Origin of the sequence: Cryobacterium sp. Hh7, from assembly GCF_004403155.1 — a bacterium.
GTDB classification, from domain to species: Bacteria; Actinomycetota; Actinomycetes; order Actinomycetales; family Microbacteriaceae; genus Cryobacterium; species Cryobacterium levicorallinum.
Genome location: NZ_SOHG01000033.1, coordinates 1 through 20,809 on the forward strand (window position 1 = coordinate 1; position 20,809 = coordinate 20,809).

Sequence of the window (20,809 nt, forward strand, 5' to 3'; positions counted from 1 at the left end):
CTTCGGTGCTTTCAGCTTCTCATTTCGTTCAGTCATGACCATTAGTGTCACTCCTTCAAATAGATCCGCAACCCCTTACACAGACCATCTGACACCCTCTTTTGGTGGGCACAACTCAGGGTACGTGGTCTTCCCCTTTCCGGGCCCGGGCCCGGAAACCGGGACCATGGTAGATCATGGGCCCCGTTGCCGAAGGTGGGCCCGGCGCGCGCGGGCAGCGGCAGCGACGCGAGCCGGCGCATCCGCTCGCCGCATTTCTCATGGTCCGCCCAGAGCCGCTCCGATAAGCTGGGCGCGCGGCTGTAGTTCACACCCGCCCCCGTACCGAGGAGCTTGTTCGTATGACTTTGATCGAGGAATTCCTCATGCCCGGCGGCGGCACGAGCATCAACACCCTGCCCAAGGTTTCGCTGCACGACCACCTCGACGGCGGTCTGCGTCCGCAGTCCATCATCGAGCTGGCCGACTCCATCGGATTCGTGCTTCCCACAACGGATGCCGACGCGCTCGGCGAATGGTTCTCCGACCAGTCCAATGCCGGCTCGCTCGTGGAATACCTGAAGACCTTCGACGTCACGACCGCCGTCATGCAGACCCGCGAGGGCCTGACCCGGGTCGCCCGCGAATTCGTCGAAGACCTCGCCGATGACGGCGTCATCTACGGAGAGATCCGCTGGGCTCCCGAGCAGCACCTGGCTCGCGGCCTCACCCTGAACGAGGTCGTCGAGGCCGTGCAGGACGGCATCGAAGCCGGCATTGAGAACGTCGAGCAGTCCGGCCGCAGCATCCGCATCGGCCAGCTCATCACCGCCATGCGCCACGCGAACCGCGGCCTCGAGATCGCCGAACTCGCCGTGCGCTACCGCTTCGACGGCGTCGTCGGCTTCGACATCGCCGGCGCCGAGGCCGGCTTCCCGGCCGGCAACCACCGCGCGGCCTTCGACCTGCTGGCCCGCGAATTCATGCCGGTCACCGTGCATGCCGGCGAGGCCGACGGGCTTGACAGCATCCGCGGCGCCCTCTTCGACGGCCGCGCCCTGCGCCTTGGCCACGGCGTGCGCCTCGCCGAAGACGTCACGATCGAACGCCAGGACGACGACAACACCTTCGTCACCCTCGGACCGGTCGCCCAGTGGGTGCGCGACCGTGAGATCACGCTCGAACTCAGCCCCTCCTCGAATCTGCAGACCGGAGCGGTCGCCGCCTGGGGCGAAGAACTCTTCGACCACCCGTTCGACCTGCTCTACCAGCTCGGCTTCAAGGTCACCGTCAACACCGACAACCGACTCATGAGTGACACCACCCTGTCCCAGGAACTCGCCCTGCTCTCGGATGCCTTCGGCTACGACCTCGGCGACCTCGAGACCTTCCAGCTCAACGCTGCCCACGCGGCGTTCCTGCCGCTGGAAGACCGCGAAGAACTCGTCGAAGCCATCGAAGCGGGCTTCGGCGACGCCTAGCCCCGCCGGCCAACCAAGGACGCCCCCGCATAACCGAAAGACACCATGCCACTCCCGCACCTCCCGCTTGACGCCATCACCATCGGCGCGCACGCTGACGACTGGACGGCGGCCATCACAGCCGCCGGCGACGCCCTCGTGCGTTCCGGCGCCGCCACATCCGCTTATACCGATCGCATGATCGCGGTGATCCACGAATTCGGTGCCTACATCGTTATCGCGCCGGGGCTCGCGCTCGCGCATGCCCGTCCGGGAGCGGATGTTCTCACCGACGGTCTCTGCGTCGTCACCCTGGCTGAGCCGGTCGCCTTCGGGCACCCGCACAACGACCCGGTCAGCGTGATCGTCGGCCTGGCCGTGGCCGGCGCCGACGACCACCTCCAGTTCGTCGCCGAACTCGCCAACGTGTTCAATGACCCGGCGGTGATTCCGGCGCTGGCCGGCGCGACCACCGCGGAATTCGTGCAGAGCGTCTTCTCGTGAAGATCGTCGTGATGTGCGGCGTCGGCCTCGGCACCTCGGCCATTCTCAAGGTCAACGCCGAGCGCGCGCTCGAACGGCTTGAGATCGAGGCGAGCGTACAGGCAACGGATGTCGCCGGCGTGCGTTCCGCCGCGGCCGACGCCCAGGTTATCCTGACCTCCTCGGAGCTTGTCGACGCGATCGGCAAAACCAACGCCGATGTGATCGTCATCAACAACTATTTCGACGTCGACGAACTCGTCGCCAAGCTCGACATCGCGCTGGGCTCCTAGCCCCGCCGCGTTCCGGGCCGCGTTTCTTTCCGGGCCCGGGCCCGGAAAGTGGGCCCATGATAGATCATGGGCCCAGGACCGTAAGGTGGGCCCGGCGGCGAACGCGCCGAGCGGCACGCCGGGCAGCACACCGACGGCCTGGACAGCGACGCCTCGAGCAGTGGCCCGAGCGCCCGCGACGGGCCTATGCTCAGCGCATGAGCGACAGCGTGAAGCAGGGTGCACGGGCCGAGCACCGCTGGCCGGCCGTACTGGGGTTGCTGGTAGCTCTCACGCTGTATGCCACCTTGCCGAGTACGTTCCTGCCCGGGCTGCGTTACACGGTCGTCGCGATCGGGCTCGCCATGCTGATCCCGCTCCTCGCCCTCAACCCCCACCGGCTGCATCGCGAAACCCGCTGGTCGAAATACCTCGCCACCGGCCAGGCGGTCTTGCTGGTCGCGGCCAACGAAGTCGCCCTCGTGCAGCTCGTGATCCAGCTCACGTCGGGCGGTAAGGATGATGGGCCGACACTGCTGCTCGCTGCGCTGCAGGTGTGGGTCACCAACGTCATCGCCTTCGCGCTGGTCTACTGGGAACTCGACCGCGGCGGCCCGGTCTCGAGGCGTCATGCCGACCGGGCCGACTTTCCGCCGGCTGATTTTCGCTTTCCCCAGGACGAAGACCACGACGCTATCGAGGAGGTCGCCGCCAGGTCGTCGCAGCGCACCGGTTGGGTCGCTTCGTTCTTCGACTATGTCTACTTCTCGTTGTCGAACTCCATGGCGTTCAGCCCGACCGACACGATGCCGCTCTCGCTCCGGGCTAAAGCGCTCATGGGGATCGAGTCGTTCGGCGGCTTCGTGCTGCTGGCCCTCGTCATCGCCCGGGCGGTCTCCCTGCTCGGCTAGCTCCTACAGTGCCGGGCGGGCCGCAGCATCCGTTCGCCGAGCCGTGAGTCTTGAGCGATTTCTCGCGCAAAATGGCCTCAAAGTCACGGCTCGGTGATTGAAACTCACGGCTCAGCGAAGCGGGTGGCCGACCCGACCCGCCGAGATCCCGCCATCGACGCGAGCGAATGCCCGCACCTACTCGATCAGCGCGCGCATTCCGCGGTCGAGCTCGTCGAGGGCAGCCTGCGCCGCGGCACGGCGCTCGACCTGGGTGCCGACCGTGCTTCGGGTGTCGATATACACCTTGAGCTTGGGTTCGGTACCGCTCGGGCGCACCATGACGCGCGATCCGTCGGTCAAACGGATGCGCAACACGTCACTCGGCGGCAGGTCACCCAGCCCCCACCGAAAGTCGTCGATCTCGTCGACGCGAATGCGTCCGACATGGGTCGGCGGGGATTCCCGCAGGCGCGTCATGACCAGGGCGATCGTGGAGACTTCGGAGACCCGCACCGAGATCTGCCCCGAGGCGTAGTGTCCGAACTTCTCACTGAACCGGTCAAGGTAGCCGGCGAGGGTCGTCCCTTCCGACTTGAGGTCGCTGACCAGCGAGAGCAGGGCGACCGCTGCCGAGATGCCGTCCTTGTCGCGCACGCTGTCCGGGTTGACCAAGTAGCCGAGCGCCTCTTCGAAACCGTAGACCAGGCCCGGCACCCGCGACACCCATTTGAACCCGGTGAGGGTTTCGACGAATCGCAGGCCGTAGGCATCCGCTACCGCGTGCAGAGCCGGCGATGACACGATTGAGCAGGCGAGCGCGCCCGGGTTTGAGGCGTCAGCAGTAGCCAGGGCTGCGGCGCGCCAGCCCAGAATCGCTCCGACCTCGTTGCCGCTGAGCCGGCGATAACCGCTCGCGCTTGAGAGGTCGGGAATGGCGACGGCAAGCCGGTCGGCGTCGGGATCGTTGGCAATAATGAGCTCGGCGCTCACCTCACGCGCAGTCTCGTAGGCGAGGTCCATCGCGCCGGGCTCTTCAGGGTTCGGAAAGGCGACGGTGGGAAAGGCCGCGTCGGGCGCGATCTGCGCGTCAACCAGGGTCGGCAGGTCAAAACCGGATTTTTCGAGCACGCGGCGGGTGGTGTCCCAGCCGACGCCGTGCATGGCGGTGTACACCGCATTCACCTGCGCCCGCGGTGTGTGGGCGATGCTGGCCGTTTCGGCGATGTAGGCCTGGACAACGGTTTCTTCGGCGGTCTCGTAGCTGGCGCGCGGCAGGTGCGGCACGTGCTCGTCGGCGGCGACGCGCAGAATCTCGTCCGAGATGGCCTTGTCGTCGGGGGAGACGATCTGAGCGCCATTGTTCACGCCGCCCAGATACACCTTGTAACCGTTGTCGTTCGGCGGGTTGTGCGAGGCCGTTACCATCACGCCGCAGCTTGCGTCGAGATGCCGCACGGCGAAGGCGAGCACGGGCGTGGGCAGCAGACGCGGCAAGAGGATGGCGCGCACCCCCGCGCCCGCCATCAGCGCCGCCGTGTCGGTCGCGAAGACGTGTGAGTTCTTGCGTCCGTCGTAGCCGATGACGACTGACGGGGTCACCCCGGGCGCAGCGTGTCGCAGCAGGTAAGTGGCCAGGCCAGTGGCGGCCTGCGAGACGAGCACGCGGTTCATGCGGTTCGGTCCGGCGGAAATCTCACCGCGCAGCCCGGCCGTGCCGAAGGCCAGCCGGGTATCGAACCGGGAATGCAGATTGGACAGCGCTGCGGTGTCGCCGTCGCCGACGGCATTGATGAGAGCGCGCAACTGTGCCTGCGTCTCCGGATCTGGGTCCTGGTTGAGCCAGGCCCGCGCGGCCTGTAACAGCGTCGCGGTGCGGTCGGTCGGGGTCTCCGGGGTCTCGTGGGCCACCGGCGCGGTCTCCGGGGTCTCGTGGGCCACCGGCGCGGTCGCTAGGTCGTCGATCTCAGCGCCATCGTCGGTCGTGATGGTCTGAATGGCAACCGTCGCTTCCACGGTGTCATCGTCGTTGTCCGGCACAATGGTCCGAATTGCGACGGTCGGTTCTGAGCCGGCATCGTCGCTGTCCTGCACGATCGGGAGGGCGCGGGTGGGAGTCGCGGTCTCGTCGGCCGGGTCGGCGTCGGTGACGTGCGGGGAAGCCGGCGTGCCTGGCGGGGTGACTTCGACAGTCGCATCCGCTGGCGGGCCGGAGTGCCGACCGCCACTACGTTCGACCGGCTGCTCGACGTTGTCGCGATCCGGGCCGCTCACAGCGCTGCCACGATCCGCGCGAGGAGCGCACTGATCACAGGTTCGGCCAGAGCACCGGCCTCGATAACCTCGCCATGACTGAGCGGGGTCGACTGAATGCCGGCGGCGAGGTTGGTAATGAGCGAAAGACCCAGCACCTCCATGCCGGCCTGCCGAGCGGCGATGGCCTCAAGCGCGGTCGACATTCCCACGATGTGGCCGCCGATCGCCTTGGCCATCTGTACCTCGGCGGGGGTCTCGTAGTGCGGCCCGCGAAACTGGCAGTACACGCCCTCATCGAGGGAAGGGTCGATGCCGCGCGCGACATTGCGCAGCCGCTTCGAGTACAAATCGGTCAGGTCAACGAAGTTCGCGCCCTCGATCGGTGAATCGAAGGTCAGGTTGATGTGGTCGCTGATCAACACCGGAGTTCCCGGCTTCCACGATTCACGGATGCCGCCGGCCCCGTTGGTCAGGATCATCGTCGTCGCTCCGGTGGCCGCTGCCGTGCGCACACTGTGCACGACCCGGCGCACGCCGTGACCCTCGTAGTAGTGCGTGCGGGCGCCGATCACGAGCGCGCGCTTGCCGCCGGGCAGCAGAATCGAGCGCAGGGTGCCGGCGTGGCCGGCCAGCGCGGGGGCGCTGAACCCGGTGATGTCGGCGGCGGCCACGGTGTGCGTGGTCTCGCCGATGAGGTCGGCCGCCTTGGCCCAGCCGCTGCCGAGCGTCAGGGCGATGTCGTGCCGGGGCACTCCCGTGATGCCGGCGATCTCCGCTGCGGCCGACCGAGCTGCCTCAAACGGGTCAGTTTCGGGCAGGTCTAACGGGTTGATCTCGTTCGTAAACATTTCACTACTCTAGAACCCCCGCCAACCAGGCGGAGATTTTGCGCGAATTCTGCTCATCGGCGCGCCGATCCGGCACTCTGGCGACAATACGGCTCGAATTGGGCCGATTTGGCGGACGATCCGCGCGCCGCGAACATACCCACGGTTTGGCGGGGGGTGCGCGGGCCACGAGAATGGAGTACATGGCCTATGAGTTCGAACGCAAGCAACGCATCGCAGTATTAGGTGGAGGGCCCGGCGGATACGAAGCAGCCATCGCCGGAGCACAGCAGGGTGCCGATGTCACCCTCATCGAAAGCGTCGGTGTCGGCGGCTCCGCCGTGATAACGGATGTTGTCCCCTCCAAATCCCTCATCGCCACCGCCGAGGCGTCCAACTCCATCGGAGAAGCTACCGACCTCGGTGTGCAGTTCTTCGTGCGCGGCGAAACCGGCAAGCCCACGCGCCCCGAAGTCGCCATCAACCTGGCCGCAGTGAACAAGCGCCTCCTCGCGCTGGCGCGCCAGCAGTCCGAAGATATGAAGGCCACGCTCATTCGCGCCGGTGTGCGCTACGTGCAGGGCCACGGACGGCTCGACGGCACCACCGGTATCATCGTCGCCACCTCCGGCGACTCGACCGCGACCGACTTCGACCGCATCGACGCCGACACCCTCGTCGTCTCCGTCGGGGCCAGCCCGCGCGTGCTGTCCTCCGCACTTCCCGACGGCGAGCACATTCTCACCTGGACCCAGCTCTACAACCTCAAGGCGATCCCCGAACACCTCATCGTCGTCGGCTCCGGCGTTACCGGCGCCGAGTTCGCCTCCGCCTACCGCGCCCTCGGCGCGAAGGTCACCCTCATCTCCAGCCGCGACCAGGTGCTGCCCGGGGAAGACGCCGACGCCGCCAACGTGATTGAGAACGTGTTCAAGCGCAATGGTATGACCGTGCTCTCCAAGTCGCGTGCTTCCTCGGTGGAACGCACCAAGACCGGTGTCGTCGCTACCCTCGAAGACGGACGCACGGTCGAAGGCAGCCACTGCCTCATCGCCGTCGGGTCGATTCCGAACACCGCGAATATCGGCCTCGAGCAGGCCGGCGTGCAGATCACCGAGTCCGGGCACATCCAGACCAACCGGGTCGCCCGCACCTCCATTCCGAACATCTACGCGGCCGGGGACTGCACGACCGAGCTCCCGCTGGCATCCGTTGCCTCGATGATGGGCCGCACCGCGGTGTTCCACGCCATGGGCGACACCGTCAACCCGATCGAGATTCGCAACGTCGCCGCGAACATCTTCACGCAGCCTGAAATCGCGACGGTCGGCTACACCCAGAAGCAGATCGAAGACGGACTCGCCCAGGGCGATATTTACAAGTTGCCGCTTGCCGTGAACCCGAGGGCCAAAATGATGGGAATCAAGGACGGTTTCGTCAAGATCTTCGCCCGCACCGGCAGCGGAACCGTCATCGGTGGCGTTATCGTCGCCCCCAAGGCGAGCGAGCTCATCTTCCCGCTGGCTCTCGCGGTCGAGCACCGGCTCACGGTTGACGAGGTCGCTCGCACGTTCCCGGTCTACCCCTCGCTCACCGGTTCCATAACGGATGCCGCGCGCGCCATGCACGTCGTCCGGTAGCCCCGAAATCCCCGCGCAGTTCTCGGGGTAGCCCGCGTTCTCGACGCCCTGCCCCTGCTTGTGTGGACGGGGTTGGGGTTCCGAGGTAGACCGCGGGAACCGGGTCTTCCGCTCCTCGCTCAGCCATCGCGGGTGCGTGGGAAGGGTCCGAATGCTTTTCTCGGATCCCTTCCTGAAAACCGGCATTGTTTGAGCTGAGGAGCGGTTGCCGCGTCCCCAACCCCGCCGGCAAAATCATTCGAAAGTCTGGTGTGCTGCCAGCCAATCGACGGGTGTCGAGCGGGCTACGCGGCGTCGGAGACGGTCAGCAGAACCGAACCGGAGGAGACCGTCGTGCCGACGACGGCGGCCAGGTTGCCCACGGTGCCGTCGCGGTGGGCGACGAGCGGCTGCTCCATTTTCATGGCCTCGAGCACGAGCAGCAGGTCGCCCTTGACGACAATGTCGCCCTCGGCGACCAGTAGCTTGACGATGGTCGCCTGCATCGGTGCCTTCACGGCGTCTCCGGTGGCGGTATCGACGGTGTGCAGACCGCCGCGACGCTTGGGGGCCGGGCCCACCGAGCGCGCGCTCGCGCCGCCGGGCAGCAGACGCGTCGGCAGGGTCACCTCGATGCGGCGTCCGTCCACCTCGACGACGATGCTGTGGCGTTTCTGCGGTCCGACGGCGTCTTCCATGCTGCCGGTCCACGGTTCGATGTCGTTGTCGAACTCGGTCTCGATCCAGCGGGTGAAGACGCTGAACGGCTTGCCGTCGGTCGGAGCGAAGGCCGGATCGCGCACGACCTTGCGGTGAAAGGGCAGCACGGTCGGCAGGCCGGCAACCTCGAACTCGTCGAGGGCGCGGAGCGAACGCTCCAGGGCTTCTTCGCGGGTCGCGCCGGTGACGATGAGCTTGGCGATCAGGGAATCGAAGGATCCGCTGATCACATCGCCCGACTGCACGCCGGTATCGACGCGCACGCCGGGGCCGCCGGCCGGCTTGAACACGTGCACCGGGCCGGGCGCGGGCAGAAAGCCGCGGCCGGCATCCTCTCCGTTAATGCGGAATTCAAACGAGTGAGCGGATGCGACGGGGTCGCCATAGGTAAGCTCGCCGCCCTCAGCGAGGCGGAATTGTTCGCGCACGAGGTCGATGCCGGTGACCTCTTCGGAGACGGTGTGTTCGACCTGCAGGCGGGTGTTGACCTCGAGGAACGAGACGGTGCCGTCCTGGCCGATGAGAAACTCGCAGGTGCCAGCGCCGAGGTAGCCGACCTCTTTGAGGATGGCCTTGGACGCACGATACATCTCGGTCGTCTGTGCTTCGGTGAGGAAGGGCGCCGGCGCCTCTTCGACGAGCTTCTGATGGCGGCGCTGCAGCGAGCAGTCGCGGGTCGACACGACGACGACGTTGCCGTACTGGTCGGCCAGGCACTGCGTTTCGACGTGGCGGGGGGAGTCGAGGTACTTTTCGACGAAGCATTCGCCTCGACCGAAAGCCGTGATGGCCTCGCGGGTGGCGGAGTCGAACATCTCGGCGACCTCCTCGCGGGTGCGGGCGACCTTGAGGCCGCGGCCGCCGCCACCGAAGGCGGCCTTGATCGCGACGGGCAGACCGTGCACGTCGACGAAGGCGAGTACCTCGGCGGCGTCGGTGCAGGGGTTCAGGGTGCCGGGCGCCATCGGCGCGTTGACCTTTTCGGCGATCTTGCGGGCGGAAACCTTGTCGCCGAGCTGCTCGATCGCCTCGGGCGACGGCCCGATCCAGATCAGTCCGGCGCCGATCACGGCGCGTGCGAAGTCAGCGTTCTCGGCCAGAAAGCCGTAGCCGGGGTGCACGGCGTCAGCGCCGCTCCGGCGGGCGATCGACAGAATCTTGTCGATGACCAGGTAAGTTTCAGCGCCGCTGGTGCCGTCGAGACCGTACGCCTCGTCGGCGAGACGGGCGTGCAGGGAATCGCGATCCTGGTCGGCGTAGACGGCAACAGAGAGAATTCCACTGTCCTTCGCGGCACGGATGACCCGAACGGCGATCTCGCCTCGGTTGGCGATGAGGACCTTCGTTATGAGTGACACAATCACTTAGCCTATTGGGCCGCACCGCATCCATTTTGGTTCTCTCCCACAAAAAGATCGGCCAGATTCTTGCGGATGCCTACAATGACAGCGCTCCGGGGCGATTCCACAGCGTCGGCCACTCGTGCCCGAGGCCGCGCACCAGCCGTCGAAGCGTCGGCAGCGACAGCCCCACCACGGTCGACGGATCCCCGACGATGCTCGTAATAAAGGGAGCACCGAGACTGTCGATCGTGAAGGCCCCCGCCACGAACAATGGCTCCCCGGTGGCGATATAGGCGTCGAGCTCGGCGTCGTCGAGGTCGTCGGCGAAGGTCACCTCGGCCACCGCGACCGCGCCGATCGCCGGCCCGGGCCGGCCATCAGCGACCTCGATCAGCCAGTGCCCGGAATACAGCGTTCCGGTGCGCCCGCGCTGGCGCTCCCAGCGTTCCCGCGCCGCTTCGGCGGTATGCGGCTTGCCGTAGATGACCTCGTCCAGCACGAACACCGAATCGCCGCCCAGCAGCAGCCCGTTCAACGGCTCCGCTGGCAGAACGGATGCCGCCGCCTCAGCTTTCGCCCGCGCCAGCAGCAGCACGAGATCCCGCGGCGCGAGCGCGGCTCCGGCGGCAGCCTCGGTCTCGGCGACGACTCGTGCTTCGTCGACGTCAGGGTTGATCAGCACCGGTTCGATGCCGGCCGCCCGGAGCAGGGCCAGCCGGGCCGGAGAGGTGGAGGCCAGATAGAGGCGCATGCTTGTCCTTCGCAGTTTCGGTGACTCCATTCAATCAGGCTCGATCGAGCACGAGAGGAAGGGGGGTGTGGGATCATCAAGGAATGAGCAATTCGAGTCACCAGCCCCAGGCCGCCGCCAGCCCCCCCTCTGAAACGGTCGGCAGCGAGCTCGAGCTTGACATCACCAACGTCGCGCACGGCGGAATCTTCATCGCCCGCCATGAGGGTCGCGTCATTTTCGTCAGCGACACCCTGCCCGGTGAACGGGTGCGCGCGCGCCTTACCGAGGCCAACCACAAGAGCTTCTGGCGGGCTGAGACGGTCGCCGTGCTCGACGCCGCCCCGGAACGCCAGCCGCACATCTGGAGCGCAGCATCCGTTGATCGCGCCCCCGAAGACCGCGCGGGCGGTGCCGAATTCGGGCACATTGAGCTCGGATTTCAGCGCGAGCTCAAACGCCAGGTGCTCGCCGACGCGCTGACGCGCATGGCCGGGATCGACAGCGACGTGGTCGTCGAACCGGTCGCGGTCAGCGCCAAGGCCAGCCCCGGCGACGCGATGGACGGCACCGGATGGCGCACCCGGGTGAGCCTGCACGTGGCCGCCGACGGTACCATCGGCCCGTACGCTGCCCGGAGCCACCGCGTGATCCCGGTCGACGATCTGCCGCTCGCCGAACACGAACTCGAGCTGCGCGCCCCGCTCGACACCCTGTTCCACAACGCCGCGAAGGTTGACCTGGTCGCACCGAGCAAGGGCGATGTGCAGGTGCTCGTCTCGGCCAAGGATTCCAACGGCAAGCCCAAGCGGGTGCCGCACGGTCTGATTCACGAGGTTGTCGACGGCCGCGAGTTTGAACTCGACCGGTCCGGGTTCTGGCAGGTGCACTCCATGGCCGCCGACACGCTTTACCACGCGGTGCAGAACATCATCGACCCCGATCAGTTCGACCCGCGCGCCTCCAACCTCGACCTCTACGGCGGTGTCGGCCTGCTCGCCGCGGCCGTCGGCGACAAGTTCGGCGCGTCGACCCGCATCACGTCGGTCGAAAGCGACCCGGAAGCGGTCACCTTTGCCGCCCGCAACCTCAAGGAATGGGCGGGCGCCACCGCCGAGGCCGACCGCGTCGACCGCTATCTGCAGCGTCTGCTACGCGAGGCGGATGCCGCGGAGCGCGCCCGCCTCGCCGCCGCCACCGTCGTGCTCGACCCGCCGCGCGCCGGCGCCGGCACCGCCGTCGTCGATCAGCTGGTGGCCCTGGCCCCCCGGCAAATCGTCTACGTGGCCTGCGACCCGGTGGCCCTGGCCCGCGACGTTGCGCTGTTCCAGAAGCAGGGATACCAGCTGCGCACCCTCCGAGCCTTCGACCTGTTCCCCAATACCCATCATGTTGAGGCCGTCGCACTGCTCAGCAAATAGCTATCCTTAAGACGAGCCAACGAGAAGGACAGCGACACAGTGAGTCACGCACTACCTGATCCCACCCCACGCACCCCCGAGCAGTCCGTTCGCGTCGGTATCGTCGACGACCACGAATCGGTGCGACTGGGCCTGCAGGCCGCCTGCGAAAACTCCGGCTACGAGGTGCTGTTCGCCGCCGCGACCGCTCAGGCCCTTGTGGATGGCCTCGCCGGACGAGCGTGCGACGTGATTGTGCTCGACCTCTCGCTCGGCGACGGTTCGCTCGTGACCGACAATGTGCACCTCGTCGCGAGCACCGGCTCGGCCGTGCTCGTGCACAGCATCGCCGACCGGGTTGCCTCGGTGCGTGAGGCACTCGCCGCCGGCGCCGCCGGAGTCATCCCCAAGTCCTCGCCGACCACCACGGTCATGGCCGCCGTGGCATCCGTTGCCCGGGGCGACGTGCTCAACAACCTCGAGTGGGCCACCGCGATCGACGCCGACCGCGACTTCGCCAAGGCTCAGCTCGGTCGCCGTGAACGCGACGTTCTGCACCTGTACGCCTCGGGCCTGCCACTGAAGATGGTTGCCCTGCAGCTCGGCATCGCGCACTCCACGGCGCGGGAATACCTGGACCGAATCCGGGTGAAGTACGTCGAGGTCGGCCGCCCAGCGCCGACCAAGGTCGACCTGCTGCGCCGCGCCGTCGAAGACGGAATCCTGCCAGGACTCGACGCCTCCGACGGTGACCGCGGTGTCTAAACGGGCCGCCCGCCCGGGCGCCCTGGTGTCAACCGATACGGCCGCGTTCGGCGCGGTCAATCCGGCCGACTTCCCGGACGACCTGTTCGGACAGCCCCGGCACCCGCGCAATCCGATCAGTCACTCCCAGATCGAGATCGCCCTGTCCCGTTCGGTGGCGGGTGTCGCGGTGGTCTTCGCTCTCCAGACGCTGCCGCTTATGCTCGGACAGCTGGAAAGTCGCAAGCCCGGTTCCGCCGTGCCCATCGGGATCGCCCTGGGCCTGTCAATTCTGGTGTTCGTGGTCGCAACGCTGGTTCGGCGCGGCATCCGCACTACGGCCGGCATTATCGCGGCCGTCTACCTCATCGCCCTCATCGTCTGGCCGCTCGTCATGCGCGACCCCACGGTCGTTCTCGACAGCAAACCGTGGCTCTGGTACTTGTGCACCGTCGCGACCTCGTGCGCGGCGATCGCGTTTCCGCTGCTCTGGGCCATCATTTACACAGTCGTCACGCCCGTCGTCTTTGGACTCGTGCGGGTGTTGCCCTCCGGCGGTGCGGCCGAAAACCTGCTCGCCGCCCTCGACACCTGCTACGCCATGCTGCTCGGCGGTGTCGTGCTCATCATCATCTACGTGCTCCGCGACGCGACCGACAAGGTCGACACCGCCCAGTCCAATGCACTGGCAAAATACGCCGTGGCGGTGCGCCACCACGCGACCGAAATGGAACGCGTCGAGGTCGACTCGATCGTGCACGACAGCGTTCTGGCGACTCTGCTCTCGGCCGCCGGTGTGCGCACCGCCAAGGGAGCCGAGCTGGCCGCGGCGATGGCTCGCAGCGCCATCATCCGCTTGCAGGAAGCCAGTGGCGAACGAACCCTCGACGATGCGACGACCGACGTGAGCCGTCTGGTCGACCGCCTTCGTGGCGCCGCCTTGAACACCGGCGCTTTCACCGTCACCGAGCGGGGGGTCGACGGCCTCAGCATTCCGGAGTTCGTCGCCGAGGCCTTGCACGCGGCGAGCGTGCAAGCCATGGTCAACAGCATGCAGCACGCCGGCCCAGCGCAAACCCGCAGCCTGACGATCTGCGGCAACGATCAAAGCGGATGCCGCATCGAGATCAGCGACACCGGCTGCGGCTTTGATCCGACCAGCGTGGCCAGTGCCCGGCTCGGCGTGCGAGTCTCTATTCGCGACCGGATCGCCAGCGTGGGTGGCGTCGCCGTGGTGAACTCAAGCCCCGGCCAGGGCACGACCGTGGTCATCAGCTGGCCGCAGGCTGAGGTCTCCGCCGACAGCGAAACGGATGGGGGCAGCGACGCGGGGCTTCGAATGGCGCCCGCATCGGTCGAGTATGCCGTCACCAGTCTCGACGCCGACCGGGCGGGTGATCGTTGATGACCAGCGTTGTCGGGGTGTCGCGCACGCTCACCCTCGTCGTAGCGGCTCTGTTCTCGGGATATCACGTGATTCTCGGGCTGTATTCGATCCAAGAGCCGGCGTCGTCGGTGCCGATCCTGGTCGCCATGGGCCTGTACGTGGGGGCGACAATGGCGAGCCTGTGGCCGAGCAGCCCGATGCGCATGTCGTTGCCGCGGGCGCTGTTCAACGTCGCGGTCAGCGCGGCACTCCCACTGATCGTGGGCAGCCAGCTCGATGGCTCTTCGGGTAATCTCGGCTACGCCACCTGGTACGTCGCCGCCATCGGCACGCTGATGACCATCACTGCCACCCGCAAGCGTCCCCAACTGGCCCTGCTGGGTGTGGCCGTGCTCGTCATCCACAGTGTGATCTGGGCCGGAGTCGGCGAACTCGGGGGACTGGGCGTCATCGGAAGCGTGGTCTGGGTGGTCGCAGCCGCGGTGCTCTCCCGTGCCCTGGTCAAGGCCAGCCGGGACGCCCGCCAGTATGCCCGAGCCGAGCGCGAGGCGAGCGGATGGCACGCAGCCCAGGAGGCTCACCTCTACGAGCGCCAGGTGCGTCTCACTCAGACCATGCGCCTTGCCATGCCGATGCTGCGACGCATCAGCGAGAGCAACGGTGAGCTGACCGCAGAGGAACAGCAGGAATGCCGGTTTCTCGAAGCGGCCATTCGCGATGAGATCCGCGGCCGCCGCCTGCTCAACCACGCGGTGCGGGAACAGGTCATGGCTGCCCGGCGTCGCGGAGCCAGCGTCACGCTCCTCGACGAGGGCGGTATTGACGATCTGGGCGGTGTGGCCCTCGACGACGTGCTGGGCACCCTCGCCCTCGCCCTCGAGCAGACGAGCGCCGACAAGATCATTGTGCGTACCGCGGCCGACAGCGTGACCGTCGCGGTGACCGTGGTGGGGCTGTCGAGCCCCGACCCGGCGGTGAGTGCCCTCGGGCCGGACTCTGCGGGTGACGATGAGGTCAACCTGTGGCTGGAAATCCCCCGTCAGATCACGCCCTAATCACCCGGCTCCCTGTTCGGGACCCTGGGTACGCGAAAGGGGACCAGCCGAAGCTGGTCCCCTACCGTTCATTCGAGAAAGGACGACAACCCGAATGCCATCCGTTCTCGCCCCCAACACATTCGCTCGCTTACCCTAGTCAGCGAATGATTGGTGGTGAAACTCCAGGAGTTCCACCGAGCAATTCCAGTATGCACTATTCTTCAAATTCGCGCTGTCGGCATTTAGGAGGACAGACACGAGGTTGGTTCCACTCCGTCCGGGCCCACCTTGTGAACCGGGGCCCAGTCTCTAAATTGGCCCCGTCCACGAAGAAAGTGGGGCGCCGGCGGGGGTCAGCCGGCGAAGCCGCGCCAGCGGCCGGCGCCGGGGTGCACCGGCTGGCGGATGGCGCGCTGGCCCTGCTGCCAGGCGCTCCGGTGCTGTACGGGAGCCGCCCGACGCTCGTCGGATTCCTCCCGCAACAGCCCACGGATGATGGCGCTCACCGCCGACACCTCGACGTCGCTGACGTGTCCGGTGACGAAAATGAGCTCCGAGGGATCGAACTCTGAGGGCTTGGGCATTAGAGGGGAATGTTTCCGTGCTTCTTCGCGGGCAGGGTGGCCCGCTTGGTACGCAGGGCGCGCAGGGCCTTGACGACCGACACGCGGGTGGCGGCGGGCTCGATGATGCCGTCGAGCTCTCCGCGCTCCGCGGCCAGAAAAGGGCTCGCCACATTGTAGGTGTACTCGTTGGCCAGGCGGGTGCGCACAGCGGCGACGTCTTCGCCGGCCTGCTCGGCCGCCTTGATCTCGGCACGGTAGAGAATGTTCACGGCGCCCTGGCCGCCCATGACGGCGATCTCCGCGGTCGGCCAGGCCAGGTTGGTGTCGGCACCGAGCTGCTTGGACCCCATCACGATGTACGCGCCGCCGTAGGCCTTGCGCAGAATGACGGTGACCAGGGGCACGGTGGCTTCGGCGTAGGCGTAGAGCAGCTTCGCCCCGCGACGGATGATGCCGGTCCATTCCTGGTCGGTGCCCGGTAGAAAACCGGGCACGTCGACCAGGGTGAGGATGGGAATGGAGAACGCATCGCAGAACCGCACGAACCGTGAGGCCTTCTCACCGGCCTCAATGTTCAGCGTGCCGGCCATGGCGTTGGGTTGGTTGGCGACGATGCCGATCGAGCGGCCCTCGACCCTGGCGAAGCCCACGACGATGTTCGGGGCGTACAACGGCTGCGTCTCGAGAAACTCGCCGCGGTCCACGATGTGCTCGATGACCGTTTTCACGTCGTAGGGCTGGTTGGGGGAGTCGGGGATGATCGTGTTGAGCCGACGGTCAGCATCCGTTGTCTCAAGCTCCACCTCGTTGTCGAACACCGGCAGCTCGGCCAGGTTGTTGTCGGGCAGGTAGCTCAGCAGTGCGCGGGCAAAGTCGAGCGCGTCGGGCTCATCGCTCGCGAGGTAGTGCGATACCCCGGAGACCTTGTTGTGGGTGAGGGCGCCGCCGAGCTCCTCCATGCCGACGTCTTCACCGGTGACGGTTTTGATCACGTCGGGGCCGGTGACGAACATCTGGCTGGTCTTGTCGACCATGATCACGAAGTCGGTCAGCGCCGGCGAGTAGACCGCGCCGCCGGCGGCCGGGCCGCAGATGATCGAGATCTGCGGGATGACGCCCGAGGCGGCCGTGTTGCGGCGAAAGATTTCGCCGTACTTGCCGAGGGCCACAACGCCCTCCTGAATGCGCGCTCCGCCGGAGTCGAGAATGCCGATGATCGGCACCCCCGTCTTCAGGGCGAGGTCCATCACCTTGATGATCTTCTCGCCGGCGACCTCGCCGAGCGAACCGCCGAAGATCGTGAAGTCCTGGGAGTACACGGCCACCTGGCGGCCGTGAATCGTGCCGGTGCCGGTGACGACGGCGTCGCCATAGGGACGCTTCTTTTCCATGCCGAAGGCCACGGTGCGGTGCCGCACGAACTCGTCGAGCTCCACGAAAGAACCCTGGTCGAGCAGCAGGTCGACGCGCTCGCGGGCGGTCATCTTGCCCTTGGCGTGCTGCTTCTCGATGGCGGTGGCCCCGCTGGCGGTCACAGCCTCGTGATAGCGCAGCTTGAGGTCGGCGAGTTTTCCCGCCGTCGTATACAGGTCGGGTGCCGCGGCGGGCGTCTTGTCAGTCACCATTTCACTCTACCGGCACCCCCCGACCGCTCCTCGTTGACGATGTTCTACAACTTTGCCCCGCAACACTGGTTCTTTCCCCCTCCGTCGGGTCCCTCAGACTGCAGAAACCGGACTTCCCCGTGCATAACTCCTGCAATTTTTTCAGAAACTGCCCGAAATAGGTGTTTTGAGGCCAGATTCGAGAGAATTGCAGGAGTTATGCACACGAGAGGGTAGGCACGATGGATTTTTCGCTCAGCCGCAACGAGGTGAGCCGGTTCGAATACCGTGCCGAGGCCTCCTCCACCAACGATGTGCTCAAAGATCTCGCCAGTGCTATTGGTTTATCTGAGGCGGATGCCGCAGCCTGGCCCGACCTCTCGGTGGTCGTCACCGACAACCAGACTCAGGGGCGTGGCCGGCTCGGTCGTGTCTGGCTGGCCCCGACCGGCAAAGCCCTGGCCATCTCCGTACTCATTCGCCCGGAGTTACCGCCGCACAGCCTCGGCTGGTTCCCTCTCCTGGCCGGGGCCGCCATGACCCGGGCCGTGCGCACCATCGTTGAGGCCAGCACGCCGCCGGTGCACGACGTAAATCTTAAAGAGGCCGAGGATCCCCGCCACGACACGACCCTGAAGTGGCCCAACGACGTGCTCATCGACGGCTACAAGGTGTGCGGCATCCTGTGCGAACTCCTGCCCGACGGCAAGGGCATCGTCATCGGCGCCGGCCTCAACCTCTCGCTCGATGAACACAACCTGCCCACCCTCACCTCGACCTCGCTCCTGCTAGTCACCCGCACCGCGCCCGACCCGGACGCAGTCCTCGCCGCCTACCTGCACGAGCTCGTCACCCTGTATCGGGCCTTCGTCGAAGCCGACGGTGACGCACAGAAGAGCGGTCTCCACGAGGAAGTGTCGAGACTCTGCGGCACCCTCGGCAGCGTCGTGCGGGTGGAACTGCCCGGCGGAGTCGACCTGGTCGGCACCGCCACCGGCATCGACGCCGAGGGACGGCTTCGAGTCGTCAACCAGGCCGATGGCGAAGAACGGTCTGTCGCCGCCGGCGATGTCACCCACCTGAGGTATTAATAGAAGTAATGAAACCGAAGAAGACAGAGACCAACGAGACCGAACCCTCAGGCTACGCCCGGGAGAGTCGGCCGGAGGAGGTCGTCGCCCGCTTGCGCCCGCACGCCCGGGTGCTGCTCTGGCCCACCCTGCTGCTCTTCGCCCTGGCCGGCGCCACCGGTTACTTCGCCGGCAACCTGCCCGAACCCTGGCAGAACGCGGCCCTGCTGCCGGGCGCCATCGTGCTGGCCGTGCTGGGCTGGCTGCTGCCGCTCGCCGCCTGGCTGACCAAGCGCTACACGATCACCACCCGGCGGATCATCTTTCGCCACGGATTCTTCGTGCGTACTCGGCAAGAACTGCTGCACAGCCGCGGCTACGACGTGAGCGTGCGGCAGAACTGGCTGCAGGCCGGGTTCCACTCGGGCACGGTGCTGATCAATTCGGGGCTGGAGCATCCGCTCATCTTGAAAGACATTCCCAACGTCGACCTGGTGCAGAGCGTGCTGCACGACCTGATGGAGCAGTCGGTGACCGTCATGGGTTCCCGCCGGCAGGAGCAGTCGGCGCACGCCGACGAGTCAGCGTTCTGGGGCCGCCGCTAGCGCAATCGCGCCACTGCGAGTGTCCGCATGGGCAGCGGATGCCGACGCGCCGCTGCGACTCGGCGCAAACACCCAGTAGCGGTACAGAGTGAAGCGAAACACCGAGCCCAGAAAAAGACCCACCACGTTGCCGGCGATATTGTCGGCGAGAACGCTGGTGTAGCCGAGCACATAGTGGCTGAACCACAGGCATCCGATGCCGATGCCCATACCGACCAGGCTCACCGCGAGAAACTCCAGGCCCTCGCGTGCCGTATGGTTTTGGCGATACTTCCTGAAGGTCCAGTGCCGGTTACCGAGCCAGTTCACCAGAATAGCCAGCACGGTCGAGATGATCTTGGCGTAGATGGGGCCGGCGTGCACGTCGGCCGAGTCGAGCACTGTGGTGCGCAGCAGGTTGAAGACGGTGAAGTCCACCACGAAGCCGAGGGCGCCGACGGTGCCGAACTTCAGGCCCTGGCTCAGAAAATTGAGCAGGCGCTGCTTCAGTGTGATCGACATGCGTCCGTCCGCCGTTCGGTAAAGTGGCACTAGGAATGCAGTGAAGTCTCGCAGTCTACGGCGTGCGGAATTCTCCGGGCTGAGTATCAACGTGCGTTTAGCTGAACGCGTGCACAGAAAATGGTGAACAGATGGCTTTGACCGTCGGTGTGATTGGCGCGGGCCAGCTGGCCCGCATGATGATTCCCGCGGCCGTGAACCTCGGCATCGACCTCAAGGTACTCGCCGAAGCCGACGGTATGTCCGCCGAACTGGCCGCCGTCAGCGTCGGCGACTACCGCGACCTGCCCACGGTGTTGGCCTTCGCGGAGACCGTCGACGTGATCACCTTTGACCACGAGCATGTGCCGCAGGAGATTCTGCGCGAGCTCGTCAGCGCCGGCGTCAAAGTGCATCCCGGCCCCGACGCGCTGCTGTACGCGCAAGACAAACTGCTCATGCGCGAGAAGCTGGCCGAGCTGGGCTTGCCCGTACCCGATTGGGCGCGCATAACGGATACCGCCGGCCTCGCCGAATTTCTGCAGGCGCACGGCGGCCGCGCCGTTGTGAAGACCGCCCGCGGTGGCTACGACGGCAAGGGTGTGCGCGTCGTCAGCCACGAACACGACGTTGCCGACTGGTTTCTGGCGCTTGCCGAGGACGGCAACGGCGGCGCCCTGCTGGTCGAAGAGCTCGTGCACTTCAGCCGGGAACTCGCCCAGGTCGTCGCGCGCCGCCCGAGCGGGGAGATCGCGGTCTGGCCGGTGGTGGAGACCGTGCAGAAAGACGGTGTCTGCGCCGAGGTGATCGCGCCGGCCCCGCAGTCTGCAGGCCGCCTCGCCGACGTCGCCACCGACATCGCGGTGGCCGTGGCCAAGGGAATCGGTGTCACCGGGGTGCTCGCCGTCGAACTGTTTCAGACCACGGATGAGCGCCTCCTCATTAACGAGCTCGCCATGCGTCCGCACAACAGCGGCCACTGGTCGATTGACGGCAGCACGACGAGCCAGTTCGAGCAGCACCTGCGGGCCGTGCTTGACCTGCCGCTCGGGGCGACGGGCGCCCGTGACCCGTGGACGGTCATGGTCAACATCTTCGGGGGGCCCTCGGAAGGCTCGCTCGGCGACCGGTATCAGAGCGCCCTCGCGGAGCATCCGCTGGTGAAAGTGCACAACTACGGGAAGGCGTCACGGCCTGGCCGAAAGGTCGGCCACGTCACCGCGGGCGGCGACGATCTCGACGAAGTTGCCTACCAGGCGCGTGCCACTGCACAAATCTTTCAGTCTTGAGCAATAGGATCATCTGCGTGCCAGACAACATCGAGCCTTCCGCTGTGC

General features: G+C 66.5%; 19 protein-coding genes. 12 read left to right on the forward strand and 7 right to left on the reverse strand.

Annotation, left to right across the window (positions count from 1 at the left end; genetic code table 11):
* The first annotated feature begins 341 nt into the window (after window positions 1–341).
* From E3T43_RS10965 to E3T43_RS10980, 4 genes are all read left to right on the forward strand, one after another.
* The gene (locus E3T43_RS10965) at window positions 342–1,460 is read left to right on the forward strand and encodes an adenosine deaminase (RefSeq protein ID WP_092452338.1); all 1,119 of its coding nucleotides are present in this window, start codon (window positions 342–344) and stop codon (window positions 1,458–1,460) included.
* A 45-nt stretch (window positions 1,461–1,505) separates the two neighbouring features.
* Window positions 1,506–1,943, forward strand: coding sequence for a PTS sugar transporter subunit IIA (locus E3T43_RS10970; protein ID WP_134443753.1), 438 nt, complete (start codon window positions 1,506–1,508; stop codon window positions 1,941–1,943).
* The gene (locus E3T43_RS10975) at window positions 1,940–2,215 is read left to right on the forward strand and encodes a PTS sugar transporter subunit IIB (RefSeq protein ID WP_134443752.1); all 276 of its coding nucleotides are present in this window, start codon (window positions 1,940–1,942) and stop codon (window positions 2,213–2,215) included. Before E3T43_RS10970 ends, E3T43_RS10975 begins: the two co-directional genes overlap by 4 nt.
* A 197-nt stretch (window positions 2,216–2,412) precedes the next feature.
* On the forward strand, window positions 2,413–3,105 hold the full coding sequence (locus E3T43_RS10980; RefSeq protein WP_134472489.1) for a DUF1345 domain-containing protein: 693 nt from the start codon (window positions 2,413–2,415) through the stop codon (window positions 3,103–3,105).
* Window positions 3,106–3,282: 177 nt separating this feature from the next.
* On the opposite strand, the gene E3T43_RS10985 is transcribed toward E3T43_RS10980, so the two are convergent.
* Complete coding sequence (locus E3T43_RS10985) at window positions 3,283–4,995, reverse strand: phospho-sugar mutase (protein ID WP_134472509.1); 1,713 nt, start codon at window positions 4,993–4,995, stop codon at window positions 3,283–3,285.
* Window positions 4,996–5,354: 359 nt separating this feature from the next.
* The gene (locus E3T43_RS10990) at window positions 5,355–6,188 is read right to left on the reverse strand and encodes a purine-nucleoside phosphorylase (protein ID WP_134443750.1); all 834 of its coding nucleotides are present in this window, start codon (window positions 6,186–6,188) and stop codon (window positions 5,355–5,357) included.
* A 182-nt stretch (window positions 6,189–6,370) separates the two neighbouring features.
* On the opposite strand from E3T43_RS10990, the gene E3T43_RS10995 reads away from it, so the two are divergent.
* On the forward strand, window positions 6,371–7,807 hold the full coding sequence (locus E3T43_RS10995; RefSeq protein WP_134443749.1) for an NAD(P)H-quinone dehydrogenase: 1,437 nt from the start codon (window positions 6,371–6,373) through the stop codon (window positions 7,805–7,807).
* A gap of 284 nt (window positions 7,808–8,091) precedes the next feature.
* On the opposite strand, the gene E3T43_RS11000 is transcribed toward E3T43_RS10995, so the two are convergent.
* A complete protein-coding gene (locus E3T43_RS11000; RefSeq protein WP_134472490.1) occupies window positions 8,092–9,864 on the reverse strand; it encodes a biotin carboxylase N-terminal domain-containing protein in 1,773 nt (590 codons plus the stop codon).
* A 79-nt stretch (window positions 9,865–9,943) separates the two neighbouring features.
* On the reverse strand, window positions 9,944–10,600 hold the full coding sequence (locus E3T43_RS11005; RefSeq protein ID WP_134472491.1) for a nucleoside triphosphate pyrophosphatase: 657 nt from the start codon (window positions 10,598–10,600) through the stop codon (window positions 9,944–9,946).
* Between the two features lie 83 nt (window positions 10,601–10,683).
* On the opposite strand from E3T43_RS11005, the gene E3T43_RS11010 reads away from it, so the two are divergent.
* The 4 genes from E3T43_RS11010 to E3T43_RS11025 are packed head-to-tail and all read left to right on the forward strand — an operon-like array spanning window position 10,684 to window position 15,165.
* Entirely contained in the window at window positions 10,684–12,000 is a 1,317-nt protein-coding gene (locus E3T43_RS11010) for a class I SAM-dependent RNA methyltransferase (RefSeq protein WP_134443746.1), read from the forward strand.
* A 39-nt stretch (window positions 12,001–12,039) separates the two neighbouring features.
* A complete protein-coding gene (locus E3T43_RS11015) occupies window positions 12,040–12,744 on the forward strand; it encodes a response regulator transcription factor (RefSeq protein WP_134472492.1) in 705 nt (234 codons plus the stop codon).
* Window positions 12,737–14,128 (forward strand): sensor histidine kinase, encoded by a 1,392-nt coding sequence (locus E3T43_RS11020; RefSeq protein WP_134472493.1) that lies wholly within the window; start codon window positions 12,737–12,739, stop codon window positions 14,126–14,128. The genes E3T43_RS11015 and E3T43_RS11020 overlap by 8 nt, the downstream gene beginning before the upstream one ends.
* A complete protein-coding gene (locus tag E3T43_RS11025) occupies window positions 14,128–15,165 on the forward strand; it encodes a hypothetical protein (protein WP_134472494.1) in 1,038 nt (345 codons plus the stop codon). The genes E3T43_RS11020 and E3T43_RS11025 overlap by 1 nt, the downstream gene beginning before the upstream one ends.
* Window positions 15,166–15,500: 335 nt before the next feature.
* Here E3T43_RS11025 and E3T43_RS11030 read toward each other — a convergent pair whose 3' ends face one another.
* Window positions 15,501–15,731 (reverse strand): acyl-CoA carboxylase subunit epsilon, encoded by a 231-nt coding sequence (locus E3T43_RS11030; protein ID WP_092452307.1) that lies wholly within the window; start codon window positions 15,729–15,731, stop codon window positions 15,501–15,503.
* Window positions 15,731–17,338: an acyl-CoA carboxylase subunit beta gene (locus E3T43_RS11035; RefSeq protein WP_134472495.1), complete on the reverse strand. Its 1,608-nt coding sequence runs from the start codon at window positions 17,336–17,338 to the stop codon at window positions 15,731–15,733. Before E3T43_RS11035 ends, E3T43_RS11030 begins: the two co-directional genes overlap by 1 nt.
* Before the next feature lie 221 nt (window positions 17,339–17,559).
* On the opposite strand from E3T43_RS11035, the gene E3T43_RS11040 reads away from it, so the two are divergent.
* Both E3T43_RS11040 and E3T43_RS11045 read left to right on the forward strand, forming a co-directional pair.
* On the forward strand, window positions 17,560–18,408 hold the full coding sequence (locus E3T43_RS11040; RefSeq protein WP_134472496.1) for a biotin--[acetyl-CoA-carboxylase] ligase: 849 nt from the start codon (window positions 17,560–17,562) through the stop codon (window positions 18,406–18,408).
* A gap of 8 nt (window positions 18,409–18,416) precedes the next feature.
* Window positions 18,417–18,992: a PH domain-containing protein gene (locus tag E3T43_RS11045; RefSeq protein WP_134443740.1), complete on the forward strand. Its 576-nt coding sequence runs from the start codon at window positions 18,417–18,419 to the stop codon at window positions 18,990–18,992.
* Here E3T43_RS11045 and E3T43_RS11050 read toward each other — a convergent pair.
* Complete coding sequence (locus E3T43_RS11050; protein ID WP_134472497.1) at window positions 18,969–19,493, reverse strand: GtrA family protein; 525 nt, start codon at window positions 19,491–19,493, stop codon at window positions 18,969–18,971. The two genes, E3T43_RS11045 and E3T43_RS11050, sit on opposite strands and share 24 nt — an antisense overlap.
* Window positions 19,494–19,624: 131 nt before the next feature.
* On the opposite strand from E3T43_RS11050, the gene E3T43_RS11055 reads away from it, so the two are divergent.
* On the forward strand, window positions 19,625–20,761 hold the full coding sequence (locus tag E3T43_RS11055; RefSeq protein WP_134472498.1) for a 5-(carboxyamino)imidazole ribonucleotide synthase: 1,137 nt from the start codon (window positions 19,625–19,627) through the stop codon (window positions 20,759–20,761).
* Window positions 20,762–20,809 lie beyond the last annotated feature (48 nt).

What these genes read in the sequence shown, in the direction of transcription:
- E3T43_RS10965 (WP_092452338.1), top strand. Translation starts at nt 342, where the DNA reads ATGACTTTGATCGAGGAATTCCTCATGCCCGGCGGCGGCACGAGCATC.
- E3T43_RS10970 (WP_134443753.1), top strand. Translation starts at nt 1,506, where the DNA reads ATGCCACTCCCGCACCTCCCGCTTGACGCCATCACCATCGGCGCGCAC.
- E3T43_RS10980 (WP_134472489.1), top strand. Translation starts at nt 2,413, where the DNA reads ATGAGCGACAGCGTGAAGCAGGGTGCACGGGCCGAGCACCGCTGGCCG.
- E3T43_RS10990 (WP_134443750.1), bottom strand. Translation starts at nt 6,188, where the DNA reads ATGTTTACGAACGAGATCAACCCGTTAGACCTGCCCGAAACTGACCCG.
- E3T43_RS10995 (WP_134443749.1), top strand. Translation starts at nt 6,371, where the DNA reads ATGGCCTATGAGTTCGAACGCAAGCAACGCATCGCAGTATTAGGTGGA.
- E3T43_RS11005 (WP_134472491.1), bottom strand. Translation starts at nt 10,600, where the DNA reads ATGCGCCTCTATCTGGCCTCCACCTCTCCGGCCCGGCTGGCCCTGCTC.
- E3T43_RS11010 (WP_134443746.1), top strand. Translation starts at nt 10,684, where the DNA reads ATGAGCAATTCGAGTCACCAGCCCCAGGCCGCCGCCAGCCCCCCCTCT.
- E3T43_RS11025 (WP_134472494.1), top strand. Translation starts at nt 14,128, where the DNA reads ATGACCAGCGTTGTCGGGGTGTCGCGCACGCTCACCCTCGTCGTAGCG.
- E3T43_RS11030 (WP_092452307.1), bottom strand. Translation starts at nt 15,731, where the DNA reads ATGCCCAAGCCCTCAGAGTTCGATCCCTCGGAGCTCATTTTCGTCACC.
- E3T43_RS11035 (WP_134472495.1), bottom strand. Translation starts at nt 17,338, where the DNA reads ATGGTGACTGACAAGACGCCCGCCGCGGCACCCGACCTGTATACGACG.
- E3T43_RS11040 (WP_134472496.1), top strand. Translation starts at nt 17,560, where the DNA reads ATGGATTTTTCGCTCAGCCGCAACGAGGTGAGCCGGTTCGAATACCGT.
- E3T43_RS11045 (WP_134443740.1), top strand. Translation starts at nt 18,417, where the DNA reads ATGAAACCGAAGAAGACAGAGACCAACGAGACCGAACCCTCAGGCTAC.
- E3T43_RS11050 (WP_134472497.1), bottom strand. Translation starts at nt 19,493, where the DNA reads ATGTCGATCACACTGAAGCAGCGCCTGCTCAATTTTCTGAGCCAGGGC.
- E3T43_RS11055 (WP_134472498.1), top strand. Translation starts at nt 19,625, where the DNA reads ATGGCTTTGACCGTCGGTGTGATTGGCGCGGGCCAGCTGGCCCGCATG.